Source organism: Pseudomonas sp. CHM02, from assembly GCF_000612585.1.
GTDB lineage: Bacteria > Pseudomonadota > Gammaproteobacteria > Pseudomonadales > Pseudomonadaceae > Aquipseudomonas.
Genome location: NZ_JFCA01000037.1, coordinates 34,300 through 53,122, shown reverse-complemented (window position 1 = coordinate 53,122; position 18,823 = coordinate 34,300). Strand labels below are relative to the sequence as shown.

At 62.9% G+C, this 18,823-nt stretch carries 23 protein-coding genes; 2 read left to right on the top strand and 21 right to left on the bottom strand.

Annotation, left to right across the window (positions count from 1 at the left end; all coding sequences use genetic code 11):
- Positions 1 to 24: 24 nt before the first annotated feature.
- The 13 genes from phnP to phnC form a co-directional block, all read right to left on the bottom strand.
- Positions 25 to 774 (bottom strand): phosphonate metabolism protein PhnP, encoded by a 750-nt coding sequence (gene phnP / locus BM70_RS0121530; protein ID WP_025857916.1) that lies wholly within the window; start codon positions 772 to 774, stop codon positions 25 to 27.
- Positions 765 to 1,337 carry a phosphonate metabolism protein/1,5-bisphosphokinase (PRPP-forming) PhnN gene (phnN, locus tag BM70_RS0121525; protein WP_025857915.1) on the bottom strand — a complete coding sequence of 191 codons (573 nt, stop codon included), beginning with the start codon at positions 1,335 to 1,337 and terminating at the stop codon, positions 765 to 767. Before phnN ends, phnP begins: the two co-directional genes overlap by 10 nt.
- A complete protein-coding gene (locus BM70_RS0121520) occupies positions 1,337 to 2,482 on the bottom strand; it encodes an alpha-D-ribose 1-methylphosphonate 5-triphosphate diphosphatase (protein WP_025857914.1) in 1,146 nt (381 codons plus the stop codon). The genes phnN and BM70_RS0121520 overlap by 1 nt, the downstream gene beginning before the upstream one ends.
- Complete coding sequence (phnL, locus tag BM70_RS0121515) at positions 2,472 to 3,191, bottom strand: phosphonate C-P lyase system protein PhnL (protein ID WP_025857913.1); 720 nt, start codon at positions 3,189 to 3,191, stop codon at positions 2,472 to 2,474. The genes BM70_RS0121520 and phnL overlap by 11 nt, the downstream gene beginning before the upstream one ends.
- A complete protein-coding gene (phnK, locus tag BM70_RS0121510) occupies positions 3,191 to 4,000 on the bottom strand; it encodes a phosphonate C-P lyase system protein PhnK (protein ID WP_155952181.1) in 810 nt (269 codons plus the stop codon). Before phnK ends, phnL begins: the two co-directional genes overlap by 1 nt.
- Positions 3,961 to 4,803 carry an alpha-D-ribose 1-methylphosphonate 5-phosphate C-P-lyase PhnJ gene (locus tag BM70_RS0121505; RefSeq protein ID WP_025857911.1) on the bottom strand — a complete coding sequence of 281 codons (843 nt, stop codon included), beginning with the start codon at positions 4,801 to 4,803 and terminating at the stop codon, positions 3,961 to 3,963. Before BM70_RS0121505 ends, phnK begins: the two co-directional genes overlap by 40 nt.
- Positions 4,796 to 5,872 carry a carbon-phosphorus lyase complex subunit PhnI gene (locus BM70_RS0121500; RefSeq protein ID WP_025857910.1) on the bottom strand — a complete coding sequence of 359 codons (1,077 nt, stop codon included), beginning with the start codon at positions 5,870 to 5,872 and terminating at the stop codon, positions 4,796 to 4,798. Before BM70_RS0121500 ends, BM70_RS0121505 begins: the two co-directional genes overlap by 8 nt.
- Positions 5,872 to 6,462: a phosphonate C-P lyase system protein PhnH gene (gene phnH / locus BM70_RS0121495; RefSeq protein ID WP_025857909.1), complete on the bottom strand. Its 591-nt coding sequence runs from the start codon at positions 6,460 to 6,462 to the stop codon at positions 5,872 to 5,874. Before phnH ends, BM70_RS0121500 begins: the two co-directional genes overlap by 1 nt.
- Positions 6,462 to 6,899: a phosphonate C-P lyase system protein PhnG gene (gene phnG / locus BM70_RS0121490; protein ID WP_025857908.1), complete on the bottom strand. Its 438-nt coding sequence runs from the start codon at positions 6,897 to 6,899 to the stop codon at positions 6,462 to 6,464. The genes phnH and phnG overlap by 1 nt, the downstream gene beginning before the upstream one ends.
- A 3-nt stretch (positions 6,900 to 6,902) precedes the next feature.
- Complete coding sequence (phnF, locus tag BM70_RS0121485) at positions 6,903 to 7,607, bottom strand: phosphonate metabolism transcriptional regulator PhnF (RefSeq protein ID WP_177326575.1); 705 nt, start codon at positions 7,605 to 7,607, stop codon at positions 6,903 to 6,905.
- 36 nt (positions 7,608 to 7,643) lie between these two features.
- Positions 7,644 to 8,426 carry a phosphonate ABC transporter, permease protein PhnE gene (gene phnE, locus BM70_RS0121480; protein ID WP_025857906.1) on the bottom strand — a complete coding sequence of 261 codons (783 nt, stop codon included), beginning with the start codon at positions 8,424 to 8,426 and terminating at the stop codon, positions 7,644 to 7,646.
- A gap of 112 nt (positions 8,427 to 8,538) precedes the next feature.
- Positions 8,539 to 9,540, bottom strand: coding sequence for a phosphonate ABC transporter substrate-binding protein (phnD, locus tag BM70_RS0121475; protein ID WP_025857905.1), 1,002 nt, complete (start codon positions 9,538 to 9,540; stop codon positions 8,539 to 8,541).
- Positions 9,541 to 9,572: 32 nt separating this feature from the next.
- Positions 9,573 to 10,406, bottom strand: coding sequence for a phosphonate ABC transporter ATP-binding protein (gene phnC, locus BM70_RS0121470; RefSeq protein ID WP_025857904.1), 834 nt, complete (start codon positions 10,404 to 10,406; stop codon positions 9,573 to 9,575).
- Between the two features lie 745 nt (positions 10,407 to 11,151).
- Between phnC and BM70_RS33150 the strand changes: the two genes are divergently transcribed.
- Together BM70_RS33150 and BM70_RS0121460 are read left to right on the top strand one after the other, a co-directional pair.
- Complete coding sequence (locus BM70_RS33150; RefSeq protein ID WP_155952180.1) at positions 11,152 to 11,313, top strand: DUF6124 family protein; 162 nt, start codon at positions 11,152 to 11,154, stop codon at positions 11,311 to 11,313.
- A 245-nt stretch (positions 11,314 to 11,558) separates the two neighbouring features.
- A complete protein-coding gene (locus BM70_RS0121460) occupies positions 11,559 to 12,755 on the top strand; it encodes an ATP-binding protein (RefSeq protein WP_025857903.1) in 1,197 nt (398 codons plus the stop codon).
- A 93-nt stretch (positions 12,756 to 12,848) separates the two neighbouring features.
- On the opposite strand, the gene BM70_RS0121455 is transcribed toward BM70_RS0121460, so the two are convergent.
- From BM70_RS0121455 to BM70_RS0121420, 8 genes are read right to left on the bottom strand one after another with little or no spacing between them, the layout of a single operon-like run.
- Positions 12,849 to 13,244, bottom strand: coding sequence for a hypothetical protein (locus BM70_RS0121455; protein ID WP_025857902.1), 396 nt, complete (start codon positions 13,242 to 13,244; stop codon positions 12,849 to 12,851).
- 16 nt (positions 13,245 to 13,260) lie between these two features.
- Positions 13,261 to 14,448, bottom strand: a complete 1,188-nt coding sequence (gene ccmI / locus BM70_RS0121450; protein WP_025857901.1) for a c-type cytochrome biogenesis protein CcmI — start codon at positions 14,446 to 14,448, stop codon at positions 13,261 to 13,263.
- The gene (locus tag BM70_RS0121445) at positions 14,441 to 14,914 is read right to left on the bottom strand and encodes a cytochrome c-type biogenesis protein (RefSeq protein WP_025857900.1); all 474 of its coding nucleotides are present in this window, start codon (positions 14,912 to 14,914) and stop codon (positions 14,441 to 14,443) included. Before BM70_RS0121445 ends, ccmI begins: the two co-directional genes overlap by 8 nt.
- Positions 14,911 to 15,447 carry a DsbE family thiol:disulfide interchange protein gene (locus tag BM70_RS0121440; RefSeq protein WP_025857899.1) on the bottom strand — a complete coding sequence of 179 codons (537 nt, stop codon included), beginning with the start codon at positions 15,445 to 15,447 and terminating at the stop codon, positions 14,911 to 14,913. The genes BM70_RS0121445 and BM70_RS0121440 overlap by 4 nt, the downstream gene beginning before the upstream one ends.
- On the bottom strand, positions 15,444 to 17,432 hold the full coding sequence (locus tag BM70_RS0121435) for a heme lyase CcmF/NrfE family subunit (RefSeq protein ID WP_025857898.1): 1,989 nt from the start codon (positions 17,430 to 17,432) through the stop codon (positions 15,444 to 15,446). Before BM70_RS0121435 ends, BM70_RS0121440 begins: the two co-directional genes overlap by 4 nt.
- 3 nt (positions 17,433 to 17,435) lie before the next feature.
- Complete coding sequence (ccmE, locus tag BM70_RS0121430; RefSeq protein WP_025857897.1) at positions 17,436 to 17,891, bottom strand: cytochrome c maturation protein CcmE; 456 nt, start codon at positions 17,889 to 17,891, stop codon at positions 17,436 to 17,438.
- Positions 17,888 to 18,064 carry a heme exporter protein CcmD gene (ccmD, locus tag BM70_RS0121425; RefSeq protein WP_025857896.1) on the bottom strand — a complete coding sequence of 59 codons (177 nt, stop codon included), beginning with the start codon at positions 18,062 to 18,064 and terminating at the stop codon, positions 17,888 to 17,890. The genes ccmE and ccmD overlap by 4 nt, the downstream gene beginning before the upstream one ends.
- Positions 18,061 to 18,816: a heme ABC transporter permease gene (locus BM70_RS0121420; protein WP_025857895.1), complete on the bottom strand. Its 756-nt coding sequence runs from the start codon at positions 18,814 to 18,816 to the stop codon at positions 18,061 to 18,063. The genes ccmD and BM70_RS0121420 overlap by 4 nt, the downstream gene beginning before the upstream one ends.
- Between the last annotated feature and the right edge of the window lie 7 nt (positions 18,817 to 18,823).

The window sequence follows — 18,823 nt, the reverse complement described above, 5'->3', positions numbered from 1 at the left end:
GGTTCCTACGGGGTTGTGCGGTGTTCAGATGACTCGGTTGTCCCAACCTACGCTGATGTGGCGGGGTAATTCGCGGCGATGCTCCAGCAGCCACGCGTCCAGCGTATGCCCCACATGGGTCAATACGCCCAACTGTGCGCCAGTTTCGTCAATGCTCTGTAACGCCAGCGTCAGGTCATTGTGATTGCGCGGCGCTTGCGGCTGCGGCGGCATGGAGCAATCCAGCACCAGTACGTCGAGCGGTAAGCGTTGCAGCCAGGCCAGAGTCGCCAGTGGCAGGCCGACGGTGTCGGTAAGGTAGGCGATACGCCGCCCCTCGCCTTCCAGCAGGTAACCCAGGGTCGGTTTGGAATGCTGCAACGGCAACGCCGTGACGCTCAGTTCGCCAAACTGCCGGGTTTCGAATTCACTGAATGGCTGGCTGAAATCCAGGATGCCCGGATGCTTGTAGAGGTCGGACAAACCCTCCGGATCCGCCGGCCCGTGCACCGGAATCACCAGTCCCTGGCCCCAGCGCAGGTGCAGCAGCCCCTGGGCATGATCGGCGTGATAGTGGGTCTGGAAAATTCCGTTGAAACTGCGCGGCGGGAAACGTTCGGTGAGGTCGGGCAAACCGCTGTCGATCAACCAGCGCTGGTCGCCGCATTCGACCAGCGCACTGCAGGGACGCCGGCGCAGGCTGGCATCGCTGCGCGCCAAACCGCACGCTGGGCACTCGCAGCCATACACCGGGACTTGCCGCGCGTCGCCGGTGCCGAGCAACGTCAGGCGCATGCCGAGTGCCCGTGGTCCAGGCAGCACAGCAGGCGCTCGACCGTATGTGCCAGCGGCCCGGAGTTGTCCAGTACAAACAACCCCTCACCGTTCCCGGCGATCAAGTCGGCCGTGAAGCGCGCATTGCGTGCCAGGCGCGCTTCAATGTCCGCCAATGCCTCACGTCCCCGAGCGATCAAGCGCTGTCGCAACACTGCCTGATCAACCGTCAGCAGCAACACCAGCGCTGTCGGATAACGCTCACGCGTCTGTGCCAGGTGCGCGCGGGAGCCGTTGACCAGCACGTCGTCGCCCGCCGCCAGCCAGTCGTCGATCTCCCTGGGAATGCCATAGGACAAGCCGTTCGCCTGCCAGTCGAGGGCAAACGCGCCCTCGGCCAGCATCGCGGCGAATTGCTCCGGGCTCACGCCCTGCGCCGCCTCGCCCACCGCTTCCGCCGAGCGGGTGATGACGCGGCGCACGACGCGGCAACCGCGCTCGGCCAGACGTGGGCGTGCGGCATCCAGCAGGCTGTCCTTGCCCGAGCCGGAGGGCCCGATGAGATAGATCAACCTGCCTGCCATCAAAACACCCTCTTCGCTTGTCGCCACACTTGTTGCACCACAGGCAGCCCTTCGCGGCTGCGCGCTTGTACCATGTCCGCACGCAGGCCGATGGCAATTTCACCGCGATCCTTGAGGCCTGCCGCGTGCGCGGGCGCCAGGCTGATCATCTTGACCGCCCGCGACAGGTCGCCGCCGTCCTGTTGGTCGGCCAGCACGAACGCGGCCTGCAACAGGCTGGCCGGGTAGTAGTCGCTGGAAAGTATATCCAGCAATCCCTCGGCCGCCAGGCCCGCGGCGGCCACATTACCCGAGTGCGACCCGCCGCGCACCACGTTCGGCGCGCCCATCAAGACTTTCATGTTCAGTGCCTGGCAGCCCTTCGCCGCTTCCAGGGTGGTGGGGAATTCGGCGATGGTCATGCCGTAGCGCGCCGACTCTTCCACATGGGCCAGGGTCGCGTCGTCGTGGCTGGCGACCGACAGGCCCCGCGCCAGGCAATGCTCGACGATGGCCGCGCGGTAGCGGTCGCTGTACGCCAGGGAGTTGGCCTTTTGCAGCACGATGAACGCGTCCATGGTTTCGTCGTTCAGGTGGTACTTGCCCATGTAGTACTCACGGTACTTGGACTCGAGCACGAACTGGCGCTGGCCCGGCGAATGGTCCATCACCGACACCAGTTGCACCAGCGGGTTTTCCACCAGGTCGCGGAACACGCTGAGGGTGTCCGGGTGGCACAGCTCGCAACGCAGGTGCAGGTGGTGCTCGGCGCGGGTCAGGCCGGCGCCTTCCGCCTGGGCGATGGCATCGAGCATCGCCGGCAGCTTCTTCATGCGGTTGCCCTTGGGGTTCACATCGCCGATGGACACCGCATCGAAGACGGTGGTGATGCCCGCCGCGATGATCTGCGCATCATGGCTGAGCACCGCCGAGGTCGACGGCCAGTCCACACCCGGGCGCGGGGTCATGTGTTTTTCCAGGTTGTCGGTGTGCAACTCCACCAGGCCCGGCAACAGGTAATCACCGCCCAGGTCCTGGGCCTGGGGCAACTGGCTGCGGCCTTCGGCGAGGTCGACGATCTTGCCGTCGCGCAGCACCACCGAACCGAGGAACATGCGATCCGCCGTGACGATCTGGGCATTACTGAGGATCTGTTCAGCGGGCATGGGCGTATTCCTCTGGGGCAACAGGCGTGGGGGTCATGTCGAAATGGCGGTCGGCAACAGCTTCACGGGCAGCGCGGTCGTGGAAGATGCCGATCAGCGCGGCACCGCCAACCTTGGCTTCGTTCATCAGTTCCAGCACCACCTGGCGGTTGTTGTCGTCCAGGGACGCAGTGGGTTCGTCCAGCAGCATCACCGGCCAATCGACCATGAAGCCGCGGGCAATGTTGACGCGCTGTTGCTCGCCACCGGAGAAGGTGCCGGGCGCCAGCTGCCATAGGCGCTGGGGGATGTTCAGGCGCGTCAGCAAGTGTTCGGCGCGGGACTGCGCATTGCCCTTGGACCAGCCACGGGCCAGGGCCGGCTCCATCACCACATCCAGGCAGGCCACGCGGGGGATCACCCGCAGAAACTGGCTGACATAGCCCAGGGTCTGCTGGCGTACCTGCAGGATGTCACGCGGTTCGGCGCCGACCAGTTCCAGCCACTCGCCGGCATGTCGTACGCGGATGCTGCCGCCCGCCGGCAGATAATTGCCGTAGAGGGTGCGCAGCAAGGTGCTCTTGCCCGCACCGGACTGGCCATGCAGCACCAGGCATTCACCGCCCTGCACACTGAACTCGACGCCGCGCAGTACGTTGAGCACCACGCCGTTCTGCTGATGCAGGGTGAAGGTTTTCGAGAGGTCACGGACCTCGATCAAGGCATTCATCATGGCTGCAATACCGAAGACACCAGCAGTTGAGAGTAAGGGTGCTGTGGATCGTCGAGGATTTGGTCCGTAAGCCCGGTCTCCACCACCCGCGAGCGACGCATCACCATCAGGCGGTCGGCCAGCAGGCGTACGACGGCCAGGTCGTGGGTGACGATCACCACCGCCAGATCCAGCTCACGCACCAGCCCGCGCAGCAGGTCGAGCAGGCGCGCCTGCACCGACACATCCAGGCCGCCGGTGGGTTCGTCCATGAACACCAGGCGTGGGCTGGAGACGAGGTTGCGGGCGATCTGCAGACGCTGCTGCATGCCGCCGGAGAACGTGCGCGGCAAGTCGTCGATGCGTTGCGGATCGATTTCCACCTGGCTCAACCAGTCGAGGCCCGCGCCACGCAGTTGCGCGTAATTGCGCATGCCCTGGGCCATCAGGCGCTCGCCGATATTGGCGCCGGCCGACACGCCCATGCGCAGGCCATCGCGGGGGTTCTGCTCGACAAAACCCCACTCGGTGCGCAACAACGTGCGGCGTTCGGCCTCACTGGCGCTGTAGAGATCGAGCCATTCACCGTCCTTGCTGCGGTAGCCGATGCTGCCGGCTTGGGGTGGCAGGCGCCCGCTCAACAATGAAAGCAAGGTGGATTTACCCGAGCCGGATTCGCCGACGATGCCCAGCACTTCGCCGGGGTACAGATCAAAGCTAACACCCTGGCAACCCTTCTCTGGGCCGTACAACAGGGACAGGTCACGCACTTGCAATAACGGCTGGTTCACTGGTTGTTCTCCTTCACCCGTTGGGCGCAATACCAGGTGTCGGAACACACAAAACTCTGGGTCCCGGCGTCATCCAGAATCAGCTCATCGAGGAACGATTCATGGCTGCCGCAGATCGCGCAGTTGTGTGCCCACTGCTGTACTTCGAACGGATGGTCTTCAAAGTCGAGGCTGGTGACTTCGGTGTACGGCGGCACCGCGTACAGGCGCTTTTCGCGACCGGCGCCGAACAGCATCAGCGCCGGGCTCATGTCGAGTTTCGGGTTGTCGAATTTGGGAATCGGCGACGGGTCCATCACATAGCGCTCATCGACCATCACCGGGTAGGCGTAGCTGGTGGCGATATGGCCGAAGGTGGCGATGTCTTCGTAGAGCTTCACGTGCATCACCCCGTAATCGTTGAGGGCGTGCATGGTGCGGGTCTCGGTTTCCGACGGTTCGATGAAGCGCAGCGGCTCCGGGATCGGCACTTGGTAGACCATGATCTGCCCGGCCTGCAGCGGCGTTTCCGGGATGCGGTGGCGGGTCTGGATCACCGTGGCGTCCGGCGTGGCTTCGGTGGTAGCAATCCCAGCGGTGCGTGCAAAAAAGCGGCGGATGGAGACGGCGTTGGTGGTGTCGTCGGCGCCCTGGTCGATGACCTTGAGCACGTCGTCCGCACCGAGGATCGCGGCGGTCAGTTGCATGCCGCCGGTGCCCCATCCATACGGCAATGGCATCTCGCGACCACCGAACGGCACCTGGTAACCCGGGATCGCCACGGCCTTGAGCAAGGCGCGGCGGATCATGCGTTTGGTCTGTTCGTCGAGGTAGGCGAAGTTGTAGGCCGTGTCATTCATGGCGAGAGCCCTCGGCGGGTTGGCGCAGTTTGCGGATCAGTTCCAGTTCGGACTGGAAGTCCACGTAGTGCGGTAATTTGAGGTGCGAGACAAAGCCCGCGGCCTCGACGTTGTCGCAGTGGGCCAGCACGAACTCTTCACGCTGGGCCGGCGAGACGATCTCTTCGTTGTATTCCCCGGCGCGCAGCGAGCGGTCGACCAGCGCCATGCCCATGGCCTTGCGCTCGGCATGCCCGAACGCCAGGCCATAGCCACGCGTGAACTGCGCCAGCTCGGTGGCCGAGCCGACGAACTGGTTGACCATCTCGCACTCGGTCACCTCGATGCTGCCCAGGCAAATGGGGAAGCCCAGTTCCTCCGGGTCGATCCACACCTCCACATCGCCGATGCGGATCTCGCCGGCAAACGGGTGGTTGCGGCCGTAGCCACGCTGGGTCGAGTAACCCAGCGCCAACAGGAAACCTTCATCGCCTCGGGCCAGGGCTTGCAGGCGTTCGGCGCGGCTGGCAGGGTATTCCAGCGGGTCGCGGGTGATGTCGGCGACGCTGGCGTTGTCGTCGGCTTCGTGCTTGATCAGGCCTTCTTTGGCGAGCAGGCCGAGCACGCGTGGGCAGGCTTCCAACGTCGCCTCCGGCGTAGTCTGCGGCCCTGGGTATTCACCTTCGGCCAGCAGTGCGAAATCCAGCAGGCGATGGGTGTAGTCGAAGGTCGGGCCGAGCAGTTGTCCGCCGGGCACGTCCTTGAACGTGGCGGACAAGCGCCGGCTCAGCGACATGTACGCAGTATCGATCGGCAGGCTCGGGCTGAAGCGCGGCAGCGTGGTGCGGTAGGCACGCAGCAGGAAGATCGCTTCCACCAGGTCGCCCGCTGCTTGCTTGATCGCCAGCGCGGCGAGTTCTTCATCGAACAGCGAGCCTTCGGTCATCACCCGCGCCACGGCCAATGGCAATTGCTCGCGGATTTGCGTCACGCTCAGTTCCGGAATCGCGGTGTCGCCCCGGCGCTTTTTCGCCAGCAGGCGGTGGGCATTGTCGATGGCCTGTTCGCCACCTTTGACGGCTACGTACATCAGGCGTGCTCCTCTGTGATGCGGCTGCTGCGTGGCAGTCCGATCAGGTGATGGCCGGCGGCGAACAGCACGTCGAGGCCACGGGGAAAGGCTTCGCGGCGTTGGCGTTCCTGCCAGAAGGCTTGTGGCACCGGCAGGTGCACCTGGCGCTGGGCCTTGATGCCTGGGCCGCGCCAGAGCAGGCCGCGACCGGACTCAAGGTCGGTGAGCTGCACGAGCAAGGTGCAGGACTGGTCGGGGTAACGGTCATTGCCGTGGTCGAAGCCGCCAAGGTCGAGCAGATCCTGTTCACCGAGCAGCGCGAAGACCGCGTCATCGCGATTCGACGTCAACGGGCAGCCGCAGTGGAAGGCCAGGTTGGCGCGGATCAGCGGCGTGTCGAAGCTCGGCGCCAGCCACAGCGGCGTGTCCGTGTCCAACAGGGCCAGGCACAAGGCGTAGGTGGCGGGTGCCAGGCCGTCGAGGCGCGGTGCGGATGGCAGGTGCTGGATCAAGCCCGGTTCGGCCAGGGCTTTGAGCGCGGCGCGAAAACCGCGTTGGGCATCGAGTACCGGGTCGACAAACGCCGGTTGCAACAGCTGAGCATTCATCAGTTTTCTCCTCGCACCAGGGTGAAGAACTCGACCTTGGTGGCCGCCGTGTCGGCTTCTTTTTGCGCGCGGCGCTGAGCTTGGGCGCTGGCCAGCACGGTGATCAGGTCGCTGAGCCAACTGCTTGGGTGAGCGCCTTGCAGGTGGGCATCGGCCAGGGCGGCCAACTCGGCATGGACCTTGTCGCGCCCGGCCAGGTAGCTGTAGCCGGTGCGACCATCGGCCAGACGTACCACGCAGCGGGTCACGCTCATTTCGCCGACGTTGAACGGCGCGCCGTTGCCGCCCATGCGCCCGCGCACCAGGGTCATGCCGATTTCCGGGGCGCGGATCAGTTGGTATTCGGCGTCTTTCAACGCGGCTTCGTGAGGTTGCAGTTCATTGAGCTGGGCGCGGGCTAATACGCCGATCCAATGTTGTCGCGGGGACACACTCATCATTCAAGTCACCACTTGGTACTGGAAGCGATCCGAACGGCTGGTGGACTGCGCGAGCTCCACCGGGCGGCCGTCACGATCGCAGGAAAGGGTAAAGACGGTGAGCGCCGGCAAGTGCCGAGGCATCATCAGCAGCGCGGCTTCATCACGGTTGGGCAAACGCGCACCGATCAGGCTTTGGGTGCGGGTCAGCGGCAGGTCGCGTTCGCGCAGGTACTGGCGCAAGGAGCCGCCGTTGTAGTCGGCCAGCAACGGCGCACGGCTGGCGCAGTAGCGGTGGCGGATCAGGCTGACGGGCTGGTGGTCGAGCTTGCGCAGGGTTTGCAGCTCGATCATCGGGGCCATTTCGGCGATGCCCAGGTGCATGGCTTCATCGCGGCTGGCGTAGCAGTAGCGGCGCTTGAGCAACACCGCCTGCACACCCACGCCCTGGGCCGACAGCGACTGGCTGTAGGAGGTCTCGGCGCCCATCGAGTAAATCAGCGGACGATCGAGCACCTGGGTGCCCTTGCCCTGGCGGCGCAACAGGCTGCCTTCGAACACCAGCTCATCGATGGCGCGGCGCAGGGTGTGACGGTTGACGCCGAAGCGCTCAGCCATGTGCACCTCACCGGGCAGGAAGTCGCCGGCCTGGTAGTTGCTGAGTTCACGGCGCAGGATATCCGCGAGCTCGCGGTACACCGGCTCATCTTGTCTAGACAACTGCATGCTTAAAAAAAGCGCCGCGCGGGCACCCCTCCGAGGTCAGATGAACTGCTTGCGCAGGCGTTGGGACAGCACGTCGATCAAGCTCACCACCACGATGATCACCAGCAGCACCGCGCAGGTTTGTACGAACTGGAAGGCGCGGATGTTTTCCCAGAGGATCACACCGATCCCGCCGGCACCGACCATGCCCACCACCGTGGCCGAACGCACGTTGGCTTCGAAGCGGTACAGCGCGTAGCTCACCCACAGCGGCATCACTTGGGGGATCACGCCATAGATCACTTCCTGCAAGGCACTGGCGCCGGTAGCACGTACGCCTTCCACCGGGCCGGGGTCGATGGCTTCGACGGCTTCGGCGAACAGCTTGGCAAGCACGCCGGTGGTGCTGATCCACAACGCCAACACGCCGGCAAAAGGACCGAGGCCGACGGCGACCACGAACAACATGGCGAACACCATTTCGTTGATGGAGCGGAAGGTGTCCATCACGCGGCGCAGCGGTTGGTGCACCCACCACGGGGTGATGTTGTCGGCGCAGAGGATGCCCAGCGGCACCGAGCAGACAATGGCCAGCACCGTGCCCCAGAGGGCGATTTGCACGGTGACGATCATCTCCTTGAGGTAGGAGCGCCATTCGTGAAAGTCCGGCGGGAAGAAGTCGGCGGCGAAGGTCGCCATGTTTCCGGAATCGCGGTACAGCGCCAGCGGGTTCATTTCCGCGCCGTGCCAGGCCCAGGCCAGCAGGACCAGGAACAGGCCCCAGCCGAGGTATTGCGGCCAGGTGCGTTTGCCGACGGCTTCAGCGTGCAAAGTGGTCATGGTTGTCCTCGATCTAAATGTGGGAGCTGGCTTGCCTGCGATGGCGGTCTGTCAGTCACAAATGTGCGAGCCGATACACCGCAATCGCAGGCAAGCCAGCTCCCACAGGCGGTTAGCCGTTTGCTGCAGTTTTTTTGTCGAGTTCAGAGATGCGCTGTTGCAGCTTGGCCAGGTCGGCGTCGATGTCGGCGAGTTTCTTGGCCTTGTCAGCGGCTTCTAGCTTGTCGTCGGCGCTGATGGTGGTGCGCTGCTTGAACAGCTCCAACTGGCGGATCGGCAACAGTTGGTCGTCGCTCGACGCGAGGAACTTGCCCAGCTGCATGTTCTTCAGCACAGCCTTCTCTTCATCGGTGTCGCCGTAGTGGGCGAAGAAGTCGCGGATCTTGGTCTTCTCGCTGTCGCTCAGCGCCTTGCTCCACACCATCGGGTCGGCAGGGATCAGCGGTGATTTCCAGATCACCTTGAGCATCGCGGCCTTGTCCGGCTGGGTCACCTCAAGACGCTCCCAGCTCTCGGTGTTGAAGGTGGCCACGTCCAACTGCCCCTTGGCCACGCTCAACGCGTTGACTTCATGGCTGGAGTTCAACGTGCGCTTGAACGCGGTGGCGGCATCCACATTGTTCTTGGCGAACACGTAGTAGCCCGGCACCAGGTAGCCCGAGGTGGAGTTCGGGTCGCCGTTGCCGAAAGTCAGGTTCTTGGCATTCTTGAGCATGTCGTCGACGTTGTTGATCGGGCTGTCCTTGCGCACGATCAGCACGCTCCAGTAGCCGGCGGCGCCGTTGGCGGCAGCGGTCTGGGCGAAGATCTCGCCGTTGGAGCGGTCCACCGCCTCCATTGCGGCCTTGTTGCCGAGCCAGGCCACATCGACCTTGTTGAAGCGCATGCCCTGGATCAGGCCGGCGTAGTCAGAGGCGAAAGTGGCGTTGATGGTCAGGCCGGTCTTCTTGTGCATGTCATCCAGGAACGGCTGCCAGATGCTCTTGAGGTTCTGCGAAGACTCGGTGGACATGATGCCGAAATTGATGGCTTTGTCGGCCGCCTGGGCATTGCCCATGGCGACACTGGCCAGCAACACGGCAGACAGAAACACTTGGCCGATACGGTTGAACATGGACGGGATTCCTGTGGGTCGTGAGTAGGGTTTCAAGCGCGCGCCAGGGCCAGCCGAGGGGTAACCTCGGTGCGGCGGGTCTGGTCGGAAAACATCAGGCTGGTGTCGACGTCGGCACCGTACAAATCATTGAGGAACTGGCTGCTCATCGCGCTGCCCTGCCCGTCGAAATGAATCCGCCCGCCCTTGAGCGCCACGGCGCGGGGGCAATAACGCATGGCGTAATCGACTTGATGCAGGGTCACCACCACGGTCTTGCCGTCGCGGCGGTTGATGTCGGCGAGGATCTCCATGACCTTGCGCGCCGACTCCGGGTCGAGGGAGGCGATGGGTTCGTCGGCGAGGATCACCTCGGCGCGCTGGGTCAATGCACGGGCAATCGCCACGCGTTGCTGCTGGCCGCCGGACAAGGTCGAAGCACGTTGCGCGGCCAGATCGGCCAGGCCCACGCGCGCCAGGGACTCCAGGGCAAACGCCTTCTCTTCGGCATTGAACAACCCCAGGTTGCCGCGCCAGCGCGGCATGCGGCCCAGGCAACCGAGCAGCACGTTGTCGAGCACGCTCAGGCGATTGACCAGGTTGAACTGCTGGAAGATGTAGCCGATGTCCGCGCGCAACCGCCGCACCTTGCCATTCAAGCGCCCACTGGCCTGCACTTCCCGGCCCAACACCTTGACGCTGCCGCCATTGCTCTTGTCGCAACAGGCCAGGCCCGCCAGGTGACGCAACAACGTGGATTTGCCGGAACCGGAAGCGCCAATCAGCGCGACCATCTCACCCGAGGCAATGGTGAGTTCGAGGTCAACCAATGCGGACTTCTTCGCAAAGGTCTTGTTCAAGTGATCGACATGGATAGCGTGAGTCATGGGCTTCTCTGTCTTGTTTGAACAGCCAGGGGATGGCTGCGGTTGAGTTCAAACGACAGTAGGCGCGGGAGGTGTCAGCGCTATTACTTGCACATGACTGGAGGGGGTCGGTTGGATGAAGGTTTTGTGAAAGGTTGGAAGTGGATCTGAAAGCACACTCCAGCTAAGGGGTGGACGGGCTTGCTGTGGTGAGCAGGCTTACTGTGGTGAGCGGGCTTGCTGTGGTGAGCGGGCTTGCCCCGCGCTGGGCTGCGCAGCAGCCCCAATAAGGCCACCGTGTTCATTCAGGCACAACACGTCGCCAGGTTTCAGGGCCGCTTCGCAGCCCAGCGCGGGGCAAGCCTGCTCACCACAAAATTTGCGATTTTTCCGACCTTCTCTGTCGGTTGCCGTCGCTATAACGCATCGCTAGCCTCTCGCAGTCGCTGCTCATAAGCGATCAGGCTTGGTCGCCTGGATTAGAATGGCGCACAGTGCCGCGCAAGCGGCATTATCATGCTCGCGTCATGGGGAGCTGTGCGTGGGAGGGCTTAGGCCCTGCCGGGTTTCCATTCCCTGGTCGACCAACCTGCGTACAGCTCGCCACCCTTCTGCTTGGTCGCGGATGGTGTGAGCTCCAACTGAATGGAGATTGACTGCATTAAAAAAGTTACTCCAAACCCCGCCATCCACCTCGGATGACACGCCTCAAACCCCACCCAATCTCATCTTCACCATCCGCCCCGGCCTAAGCACCGAAGCTGCCTTGAACAATGCCAGCGAGATGCTGGAATCGGCGACTGTGTGCGCCTATGACTGTGCCGAGCATCTGGATGGCTCGGGCCGCAAGCAGGTGTTGGCGGTGGTGCAGATGATTGAGATTGCACAGTTGTTGGTGGATACGGCGCTGGAGCGGGAATGCCCGTGAACTGATGCATTTCGTTGATCGCTCCCACTTAGAGCCTGGGCGCGATCAGCATGACCGGCGCATTCTGGACAGAAAAATGTTTGGTTAAGGTTTGATGCAAGGTTTTGATGGCAGCGGAGACAGCCTCTGCTTCAATCTGTTTGAAGCGCTCAATATCTATGCGCGACGTAGGCTAAAGCTTGAGATATGTAGGGAGTTTAGCTAGTTTATGAAAATCGCATAACATTGATAACTTCGGTATATCCATGAACCCTATTACGAATCCCTACTCCCCCGGAGCTGGCACACCACCGCCCGAGCTTGCCGGAAGAGGTGAGCTACGAGAACGTGTGCGGATAGGTATAGCCCGCTTGCGAACAGGCCGTCCGGCAAAAAGCGTGTTGATGGTCGGGCTCCGAGGGGTTGGAAAAACCGTATTGCTGGATCAGATGCGTCTGGATGCAGAAGGTGAAGGTGTACATACCATACGTATTGAAGCCCCTGAGAATCGATCTCTTCCGGCTTTACTCGCCCCGCAGTTGCGTCTGGCCCTCCTCCGGCTGAGCCGTCTGGACGCGGCAAAGGATTTGGCCCGCCGTGGTTTGCGCGCGCTGGCAGGCTTTGCAGGCTCACTGAAAGTCATCTATGCGGATATTGAGGTGGGACTGGACCTGGAACCTGAGGCGGGCCTAGCGGATAACGGCGATCTGGAGGCAGATCTTTCAGCTCTGCTTGAGCAAGCAGGCCTGGCAGCCAAATCAGTTGGCTCCGCGCTGGTGATTTTTATAGACGAAATGCAATACGTCGAAGAGTCGCAATTCTCTGCACTCATCTCTGCATTGCACCGCTGCGCCCAGTCACGCCTGCCTGTCACCGTGGTGGGGGCCGGTCTTCCTCAGTTACGGGGTCGAGCAGGCAACGCGAAATCATATGCAGAAAGGCTGTTCGACTATCCGGAAATTGGGCCTCTATCTGAGGCAGAGGCAACACTCGCCATCGTCAAACCCGCTGAAGACGAAGGCGTTGCGTACGATCCCGAAGCCGTTGAAATCATCGTCCGCAGAACACGAGGTTATCCTTATTTCCTCCAAGAGTGGGGCAATCACGCATGGGATGTCGCGGGGGAAAGCCCTATCACGATCACCGACGTAGAACTTGCCTCCGGCGAAGCCGTAGCAGCGCTCGATGAGAGCTTCTTTCGGGTACGCTTTGATCGTCTCACTCCAACGGAGAAGAAGTACCTACGAGCCATGGCGGAACTCGGACCCGGGCCGCACCGATCCGGTGATATTGCTGATCGACTGGGTCGCCGGGTCCAGGCACTGGGGCCCATCCGCAATAGCCTGATTGCGAAAGGCATGATCTGGAGCCCGAATCATGGGGACACGGCATTTACAGTCCCTCTTTTCGATGAGTTTATGAAACGAATCATGCCGGGAGATCAGTGGGATATGGCTAACTGACTCACACTGAGCAGCGCTCCCACAGTTGATCTTCATTGGATTGGAGAACGCGATTCACAGGCATGAAAAAGGCGACCCGAAGGTCGCCTTTTGTCATTGCGCGTACTGTTTGCTCAACCCCGGCGGTACGCCCTGCACGTCGGTCTCTTCCCATGGGCCGTTCGGGCTGATGGAGCGGCTCCAGCCGTTGCTCCAGCGGTAATACGTACGCTGGCGATAGAAGGTGTCGGGCTGCTCGTCCAGCACATACACCTGCATCTTGCCGTCCCAGTGGCTCACGGCGCCCGGTGGTGGGGCAAAGGTCGCGGATTTGGTGGGCACGGGTTTCGGCGCCGGGGTTACCGGGCCGGACGGTTTGGTGCCCGGCTGGGTCGACGGGCCCGAGGGTGGGATGGTCGGGCCGGTGGGTGCCGGAGGTGGGCGGTGGACCGCACAAGCGCTCAGCCCCAATACCAGGCTGAGCAAGGTGATGCGTGCAAATGCGGTCATAGGCGTTTCCTCGAAATTATTTGTCCGGACTGTCGATGGTCAGCTGCTGCAAGGCAGTGGTGGTGCTGGCCAAGGGTTGGCTGCGGCCGATCCACTCGCCAGCTGTCGGAACACCTGCCCGGGATATGCGCGCAACCAGTTGGACTTCGGGGAAGTTCGACAGTTTCAACTGCGGCATCATCGCGTCGGCATCGCCCAGTTCGACGGTGATCGGCAGTTCGGCGACGGTCACGCGTTTGGCCGCCAACGGTGCCGGCGGGCCGCTCACGGCACGGGCAAAGATGAATACGCTGTCAGTAGGCAGGGCTTTGGCCTTCACGTCGGCGCTCAGATCCACGCGAACGTTCATCGCGGCTTTTTGAGGAGCAACGGTGCCGCCACTCTCTTTGAGCTTCTCGGCAGCTCGATCAATGCCACCTTGCAGCGCCGCACGGGAGTTGTCTTCCGCTGGCAGTTGCGCCAGCAGTCGGCTCCAGTAGTCGATCGCCTCCTGATAACGCTGGCCTTCAAAGGCGGCGATACCGAGCAGGCCAAGGCTGGTGACTTCCTTCGGATCGAGCTTCAATGCCTCGTCCGTCAGCGCCTGGACCTGGGGCGACCACTGTTTGTTGTCGGCAAAGTACTGCGCCTGGGCCCACTGGCCGAGCAGTTCCGGCTGGCGCCCGGCCAGGGCCACGGTGCGTTCGAACACCTTGGCGGCCTCGGCGGAGCGATCCTGGGCCATGTAGGCGCGACCAAGGAAATACAGGCCCTCCGCCGAGTCCGGCTGGGCAGCGGCGGCACGTTCCAGGCGGTGGGTCATGTCTTCCATGGAGACCGGTGGCTGGGAGAATTCGCGGGTCAGTTCGACCTTGTCGCTCGCCCCATAGTGCAGGTACAGCGCAACGCCGAGGACAGGCACCAGGAATGCCGCCAGAAATGGCAGTGGCTTGCCCAGGCGCGACTCGCGGGGTTTTTCCACGCCTTCGGTGTCGGCCAGCAATTCGCGGGCGGCTTCGGCGCGGCCGGTGTCGAGTTGTGCGGCGTTGAGCACGCCTTCGTCCTGCTGCACTTGCAGCTCGGCGACACGTTCTTGATAGAGCGCCACGTTCAGTGCGGTGCGGTCCTCTTCACGCTGGGCGCGGCGGCCGCGCAGGACAGGGATCAACAGGAAACTCAGGGCAATCAGAAGCAGCAAGCCGGCTGCGAGCCAGAAATCAATCATCAGTCTTGGTGTCCAGCAATTGGTCGAGGCGTTTACGCTCATCCAGGGACAGCGCGTCGGAACCATCGGTCGGCGCGGCACGGCGACGGCGCACGATCACGGCCAGCACCACTACGCCCGCCAGCAACAGCCCGGCGGGGCCGAACCACAGCAGCGCGGTCTTGCCGGTGAGGGCCGGTTTGTAGCGCACGAAATCACCATAGCGGTCGACCATGAAGTCGATGATCTGCTGGTTGTCCTTGCCCTCCCCCAGCATGCGGAAAATCTCTTTGCGCAGGTCGGCGGCGATGGGCGCGTTGGAGTCGGCGATGTCCTGGTTCTGGCACTTGGGGCAGCGCAGTTCCTTGGTCAGCTCGCGGAAACGTTCGCGGTCACCGTCCTTGGCGAATTCGTAGGTGTCGATGGCGGCGTGGGCCACGCTTGCCAGGCCCAACGCTAAAACAGCAGCGGCTAACAGACGCTTCATGGCTTGGCCTCATCGACCAGGGCCTGGTACTTGGCAGCCAGTTGCTCGCGCCAGACCACCTCGTCGATCACGCCGACATACTTGTCGCGGATCACACCCTTGGCATCGATGAAGAAGGTTTCCGGGGCGCCATACACGCCGAGGTTCAGGCCGAGGTTGCCGTCTTCATCGCGGATATCCAGCTGGTACGGGTTGTGGAATTCCACCAGCCACTTCAAGGCCGCGGCATTGTCGTCCTTGTAGTTGATGCCGTAGATCACCACGCCCTTCTCGGCCAGCTTGTTCAGCACCGGGTGTTCGACGCGGCAGGAGATGCACCAGGTGCCCCACACGTTGACCAGGGCCGGTTTACCCAGCAGGTCGGCCTGGGTCAGGGTCTTGTCGCCCTGCACGGTCGGCAGCGAAAACGCCGGGAACGGTTTGCCGATCATCGCCGAGGGCAACTCGGCCGGGTCCAGATAAAGACCTCGATACAGGAACACCGCCACCACCAGAAACAGTGCCAGCGGTACCACCATCAACCAACGCTTCATGCCGCCGCTCCTTGCAGACCGAGGGCCTCACGCACCCGGCTCTTGACCTTGACCCGATAACGCCGGTCCAGCGCCGCGAGCAAACCACCGAAACCGGTGAGCAAGCCGCCGAACCAGATCCAGCGCACAAACGGTTTCACGTGCACCCGCACCGCCCAGGCGCCCTCGCCCAAGGGTTCACCCAGCGCCACATACAGGTCGCGGGTGAAACCGGCGTCGATGCCGGCCTCGGTCATCATCGAGCTCTGCACGGTGTACAGGCGTTTTTCCGGGTGCAGCACGGCGATTTCCTTGCCATTGCGCACGACACGCACCGTGCCTTTGTCTGACGTGAAGTTCGGCCCTTCGAAGTGCTTGGCGCCTTCGAAGATGAAGTGGTAACCGGCCAGGTCCATGGACTCGCCCGGTGCCAGGCGCAGGTCGCGCTCGGCGCTGTTCTGGCTGGAGAGCACCACGCCGAGGGCACACACGGCGATGCCAATGTGGGCGATCTGCATGCCCCAGTAACTGCGGGTCAGGGTCGGCAAGCCTTTGATCAAGCCTTTGTGACGGGTCTTGTCGAAGAGGTCGCGCACGCCAGCCAACAATACCCAGGCGGCGAGCAGGAAGGTGGCGAGCACCGCCCAGTTGAAGTCGCCGTAGGCAAACCCGGCGATCACCGCCAACGCCACGCTGCCCAGCAGCACCGGCATCAGCATGCCGGCCAGCCATTTGACCGGCGTGTCTTTCCAGCGCACCAGCACGCCGACCGCCATCACCACCATCAACAGGCCCATCAACGGGATAAACAACGCGTTGAAGTACGGCGGGCCCACGGACAGCTTGGCACCGCTCAAGGCGTCCAGCACCAGCGGGTACAGGGTGCCGAGCAGGATCATCGACGCGGCCACCACCAGCACCAGGTTATTGCCCAGCAGCAGGGTTTCCCGCGACCACAGGTTGAAGCCGACCTGGCTCTTGACCACCGGCGCGCGCAACGCAAACAACGTCAGGGAACCGCCGACCACAAACAGCAGGAAGATCAGGATGAACACGCCGCGCTCGGGGTCGGACGCGAACGCATGCACCGACGTCAGCACGCCCGAACGCACGAGGAAGGTGCCGAGCAGGCTGAGGGAAAACGCCGCGATGGCCAGCAACACGGTCCAGCTTTTGAACACGCCGCGTTTTTCGGTGACGGCCAGGGAGTGGATCAGCGCAGTGCCGACCAGCCAGGGCATGAAGGAGGCGTTTTCCACCGGGTCCCAGAACCACCAGCCGCCCCAGCCGAGTTCGTAATAGGCCCACCACGAACCCAACGTGATGCCAATGCCGAGGAAGGCCCAGGCGACGATGGTCCATGGCCGCGACCAGCGCGCCCAGGCGGCATCGAGGCGCCCGCCGAGCAAGGCGGCGATGGCGAAGGCGAAGGCCACCGAGAAACCCACGTAACCCATGTAGAGCATCGGCGGATGCACGATCAGGCCGATGTCTTGCAACAGCGGGTTGAGGTCGTGCCCGTCCACCGGGATCTGCGGCAGGATGCGGCTGAACGGGTTGGAGGTCATGATCAGAAACAGCAGGAAGCCGATGCTGATCATGCCCATCACCGCCAGCACCCGAGCCAGCATCACCTGTGGCAGTTGGCGCGAGAACACCGACACGGCGAAGGTCCAGCCGCCGAGGATCAAGGCCCACAGCAGCAGCGAACCTTCGTGGGCGCCCCACACGGCACTGAACTTGTAGTACCAAGGCAGCGCGCTGTTGGAGTTATTGGCCACGTAGGCGACGGAAAAGTCGTCGGTCATGAAGGCGTAGGTCAGGCAACCGAACGCGAACAGCAGAAACGCAAACTGGCCCCAGGCAGCCGGCTGCGCCAGGCTCATCCACAGGCGGTCGCCGCGCCACGCGCCGAGCAACGGCACCACGGCCTGGACGATGGCAAAGCACAGCGCGAGGATCATCGCCAACTGGCCCAGTTCCGGAATAAACAGTGCGGACGTCATCACTTAGCCCTCCTTGGCAGGCGTTGGCGCGGATTGGCCGCTGTCTTTCAGGGCCTTGGTGACTTCCGGCGGCATGTATTTCTCATCGTGCTTGGCCAGCACTTCGTCGGCCACTACTACACCGTCGGCATTGAGTTTGCCCAGGGCGACGATGCCCTGGCCTTCGCGGAACAGGTCCGGAAGGATGCCGCGGTAGGTGATGGTCACGGCCTTGTTGAAGTCGGTGACCACGAAGGTCACGTCGAGGGAGTCGGAAGAACGTTTCAGCGAGCCTTTCTCCACCATGCCACCGGCGCGAATCCGCGTATCGACAGGCGCTTCGCCATTGGCGATCTGGGTCGGGGTGTAGAACAGGTTGATGTTCTGCTGCAGGGCGCTCAAGGCCAGGGTCACGGCAATGCCGACGCCGGCCAGGATGGCAAGGATGATCAACAGACGCTTTCTACGCAGCGGATTCACTTATCGGTCTCCCGGCGCAGACGACGCGCCTCTTGTTGCAGGTAACGCTTGCGGGCCAGGATCGGCGCGGCGACGTTGACGGCCAGCACGGCCAGGCAGATGCCATAGGCCGTCCAGACATACAGGCCGTGATGGCCCATGGCGAGAAACTCGCTGAAAGAAGCAAAACTCATCCACGCGCTCCCAGGCTGGTTTGCACTTCGGCCTTGACCCAACTGGTGCGGGCTTCACGCTTGAGCACTTCAAGGCGCATGCGCATCAGCAGCACGGCGCCGAAGAAGCAGTAGAACCCCAGCACCATCAGCAGCAGCGGCGCCCACATTTCCACGGGCATCGCCGGTTTTTCGGTGAGGGTGAAGGTGGCGCCCTGGTGCAGGGTGTTCCACCACTCCACCGAGTATTTGATGATCGGGATGTTGATGACGCCGACAATCGCCAGCACCGCGCAGGCCTTGGCGGCGCTGTCACGATTGCTGATGGCGTTGCCCAGGGCAATCAGGCCGAAGTACAGGAACAGCAGGATCAACATGGACGTCAGTCGTGCATCCCACACCCACCACGAGCCCCAGGTCGGTTTACCCCAGATCGCGCCGGTGACCAGCGCCACGGCGGTCATCCACGCACCGATGGGCGCGGCGCATTGCAGGGCCACATCCGCCAGCTTCATCTTCCACACCAGGCCGACGATGCCGCACACCGCCAGCATCACGTAGCAGGACTGGGCCAGCATCGCGGCGGGAACGTGGATATAGATGATGCGAAAGCTGTTGCCTTGCTGGTAGTCCGGCGGCGCGAAGGCCAGGCCCCAGACCAGGCCGATGCCGATCAGCAACACGGCGGCAACGCTCAACCACGGCAGCAGCTTGCCGCTGATGCCATAGAACCATTTGGGCGAGCCGAGCTTGTGAAACCAGGTCCAGTTCATTGCTGTT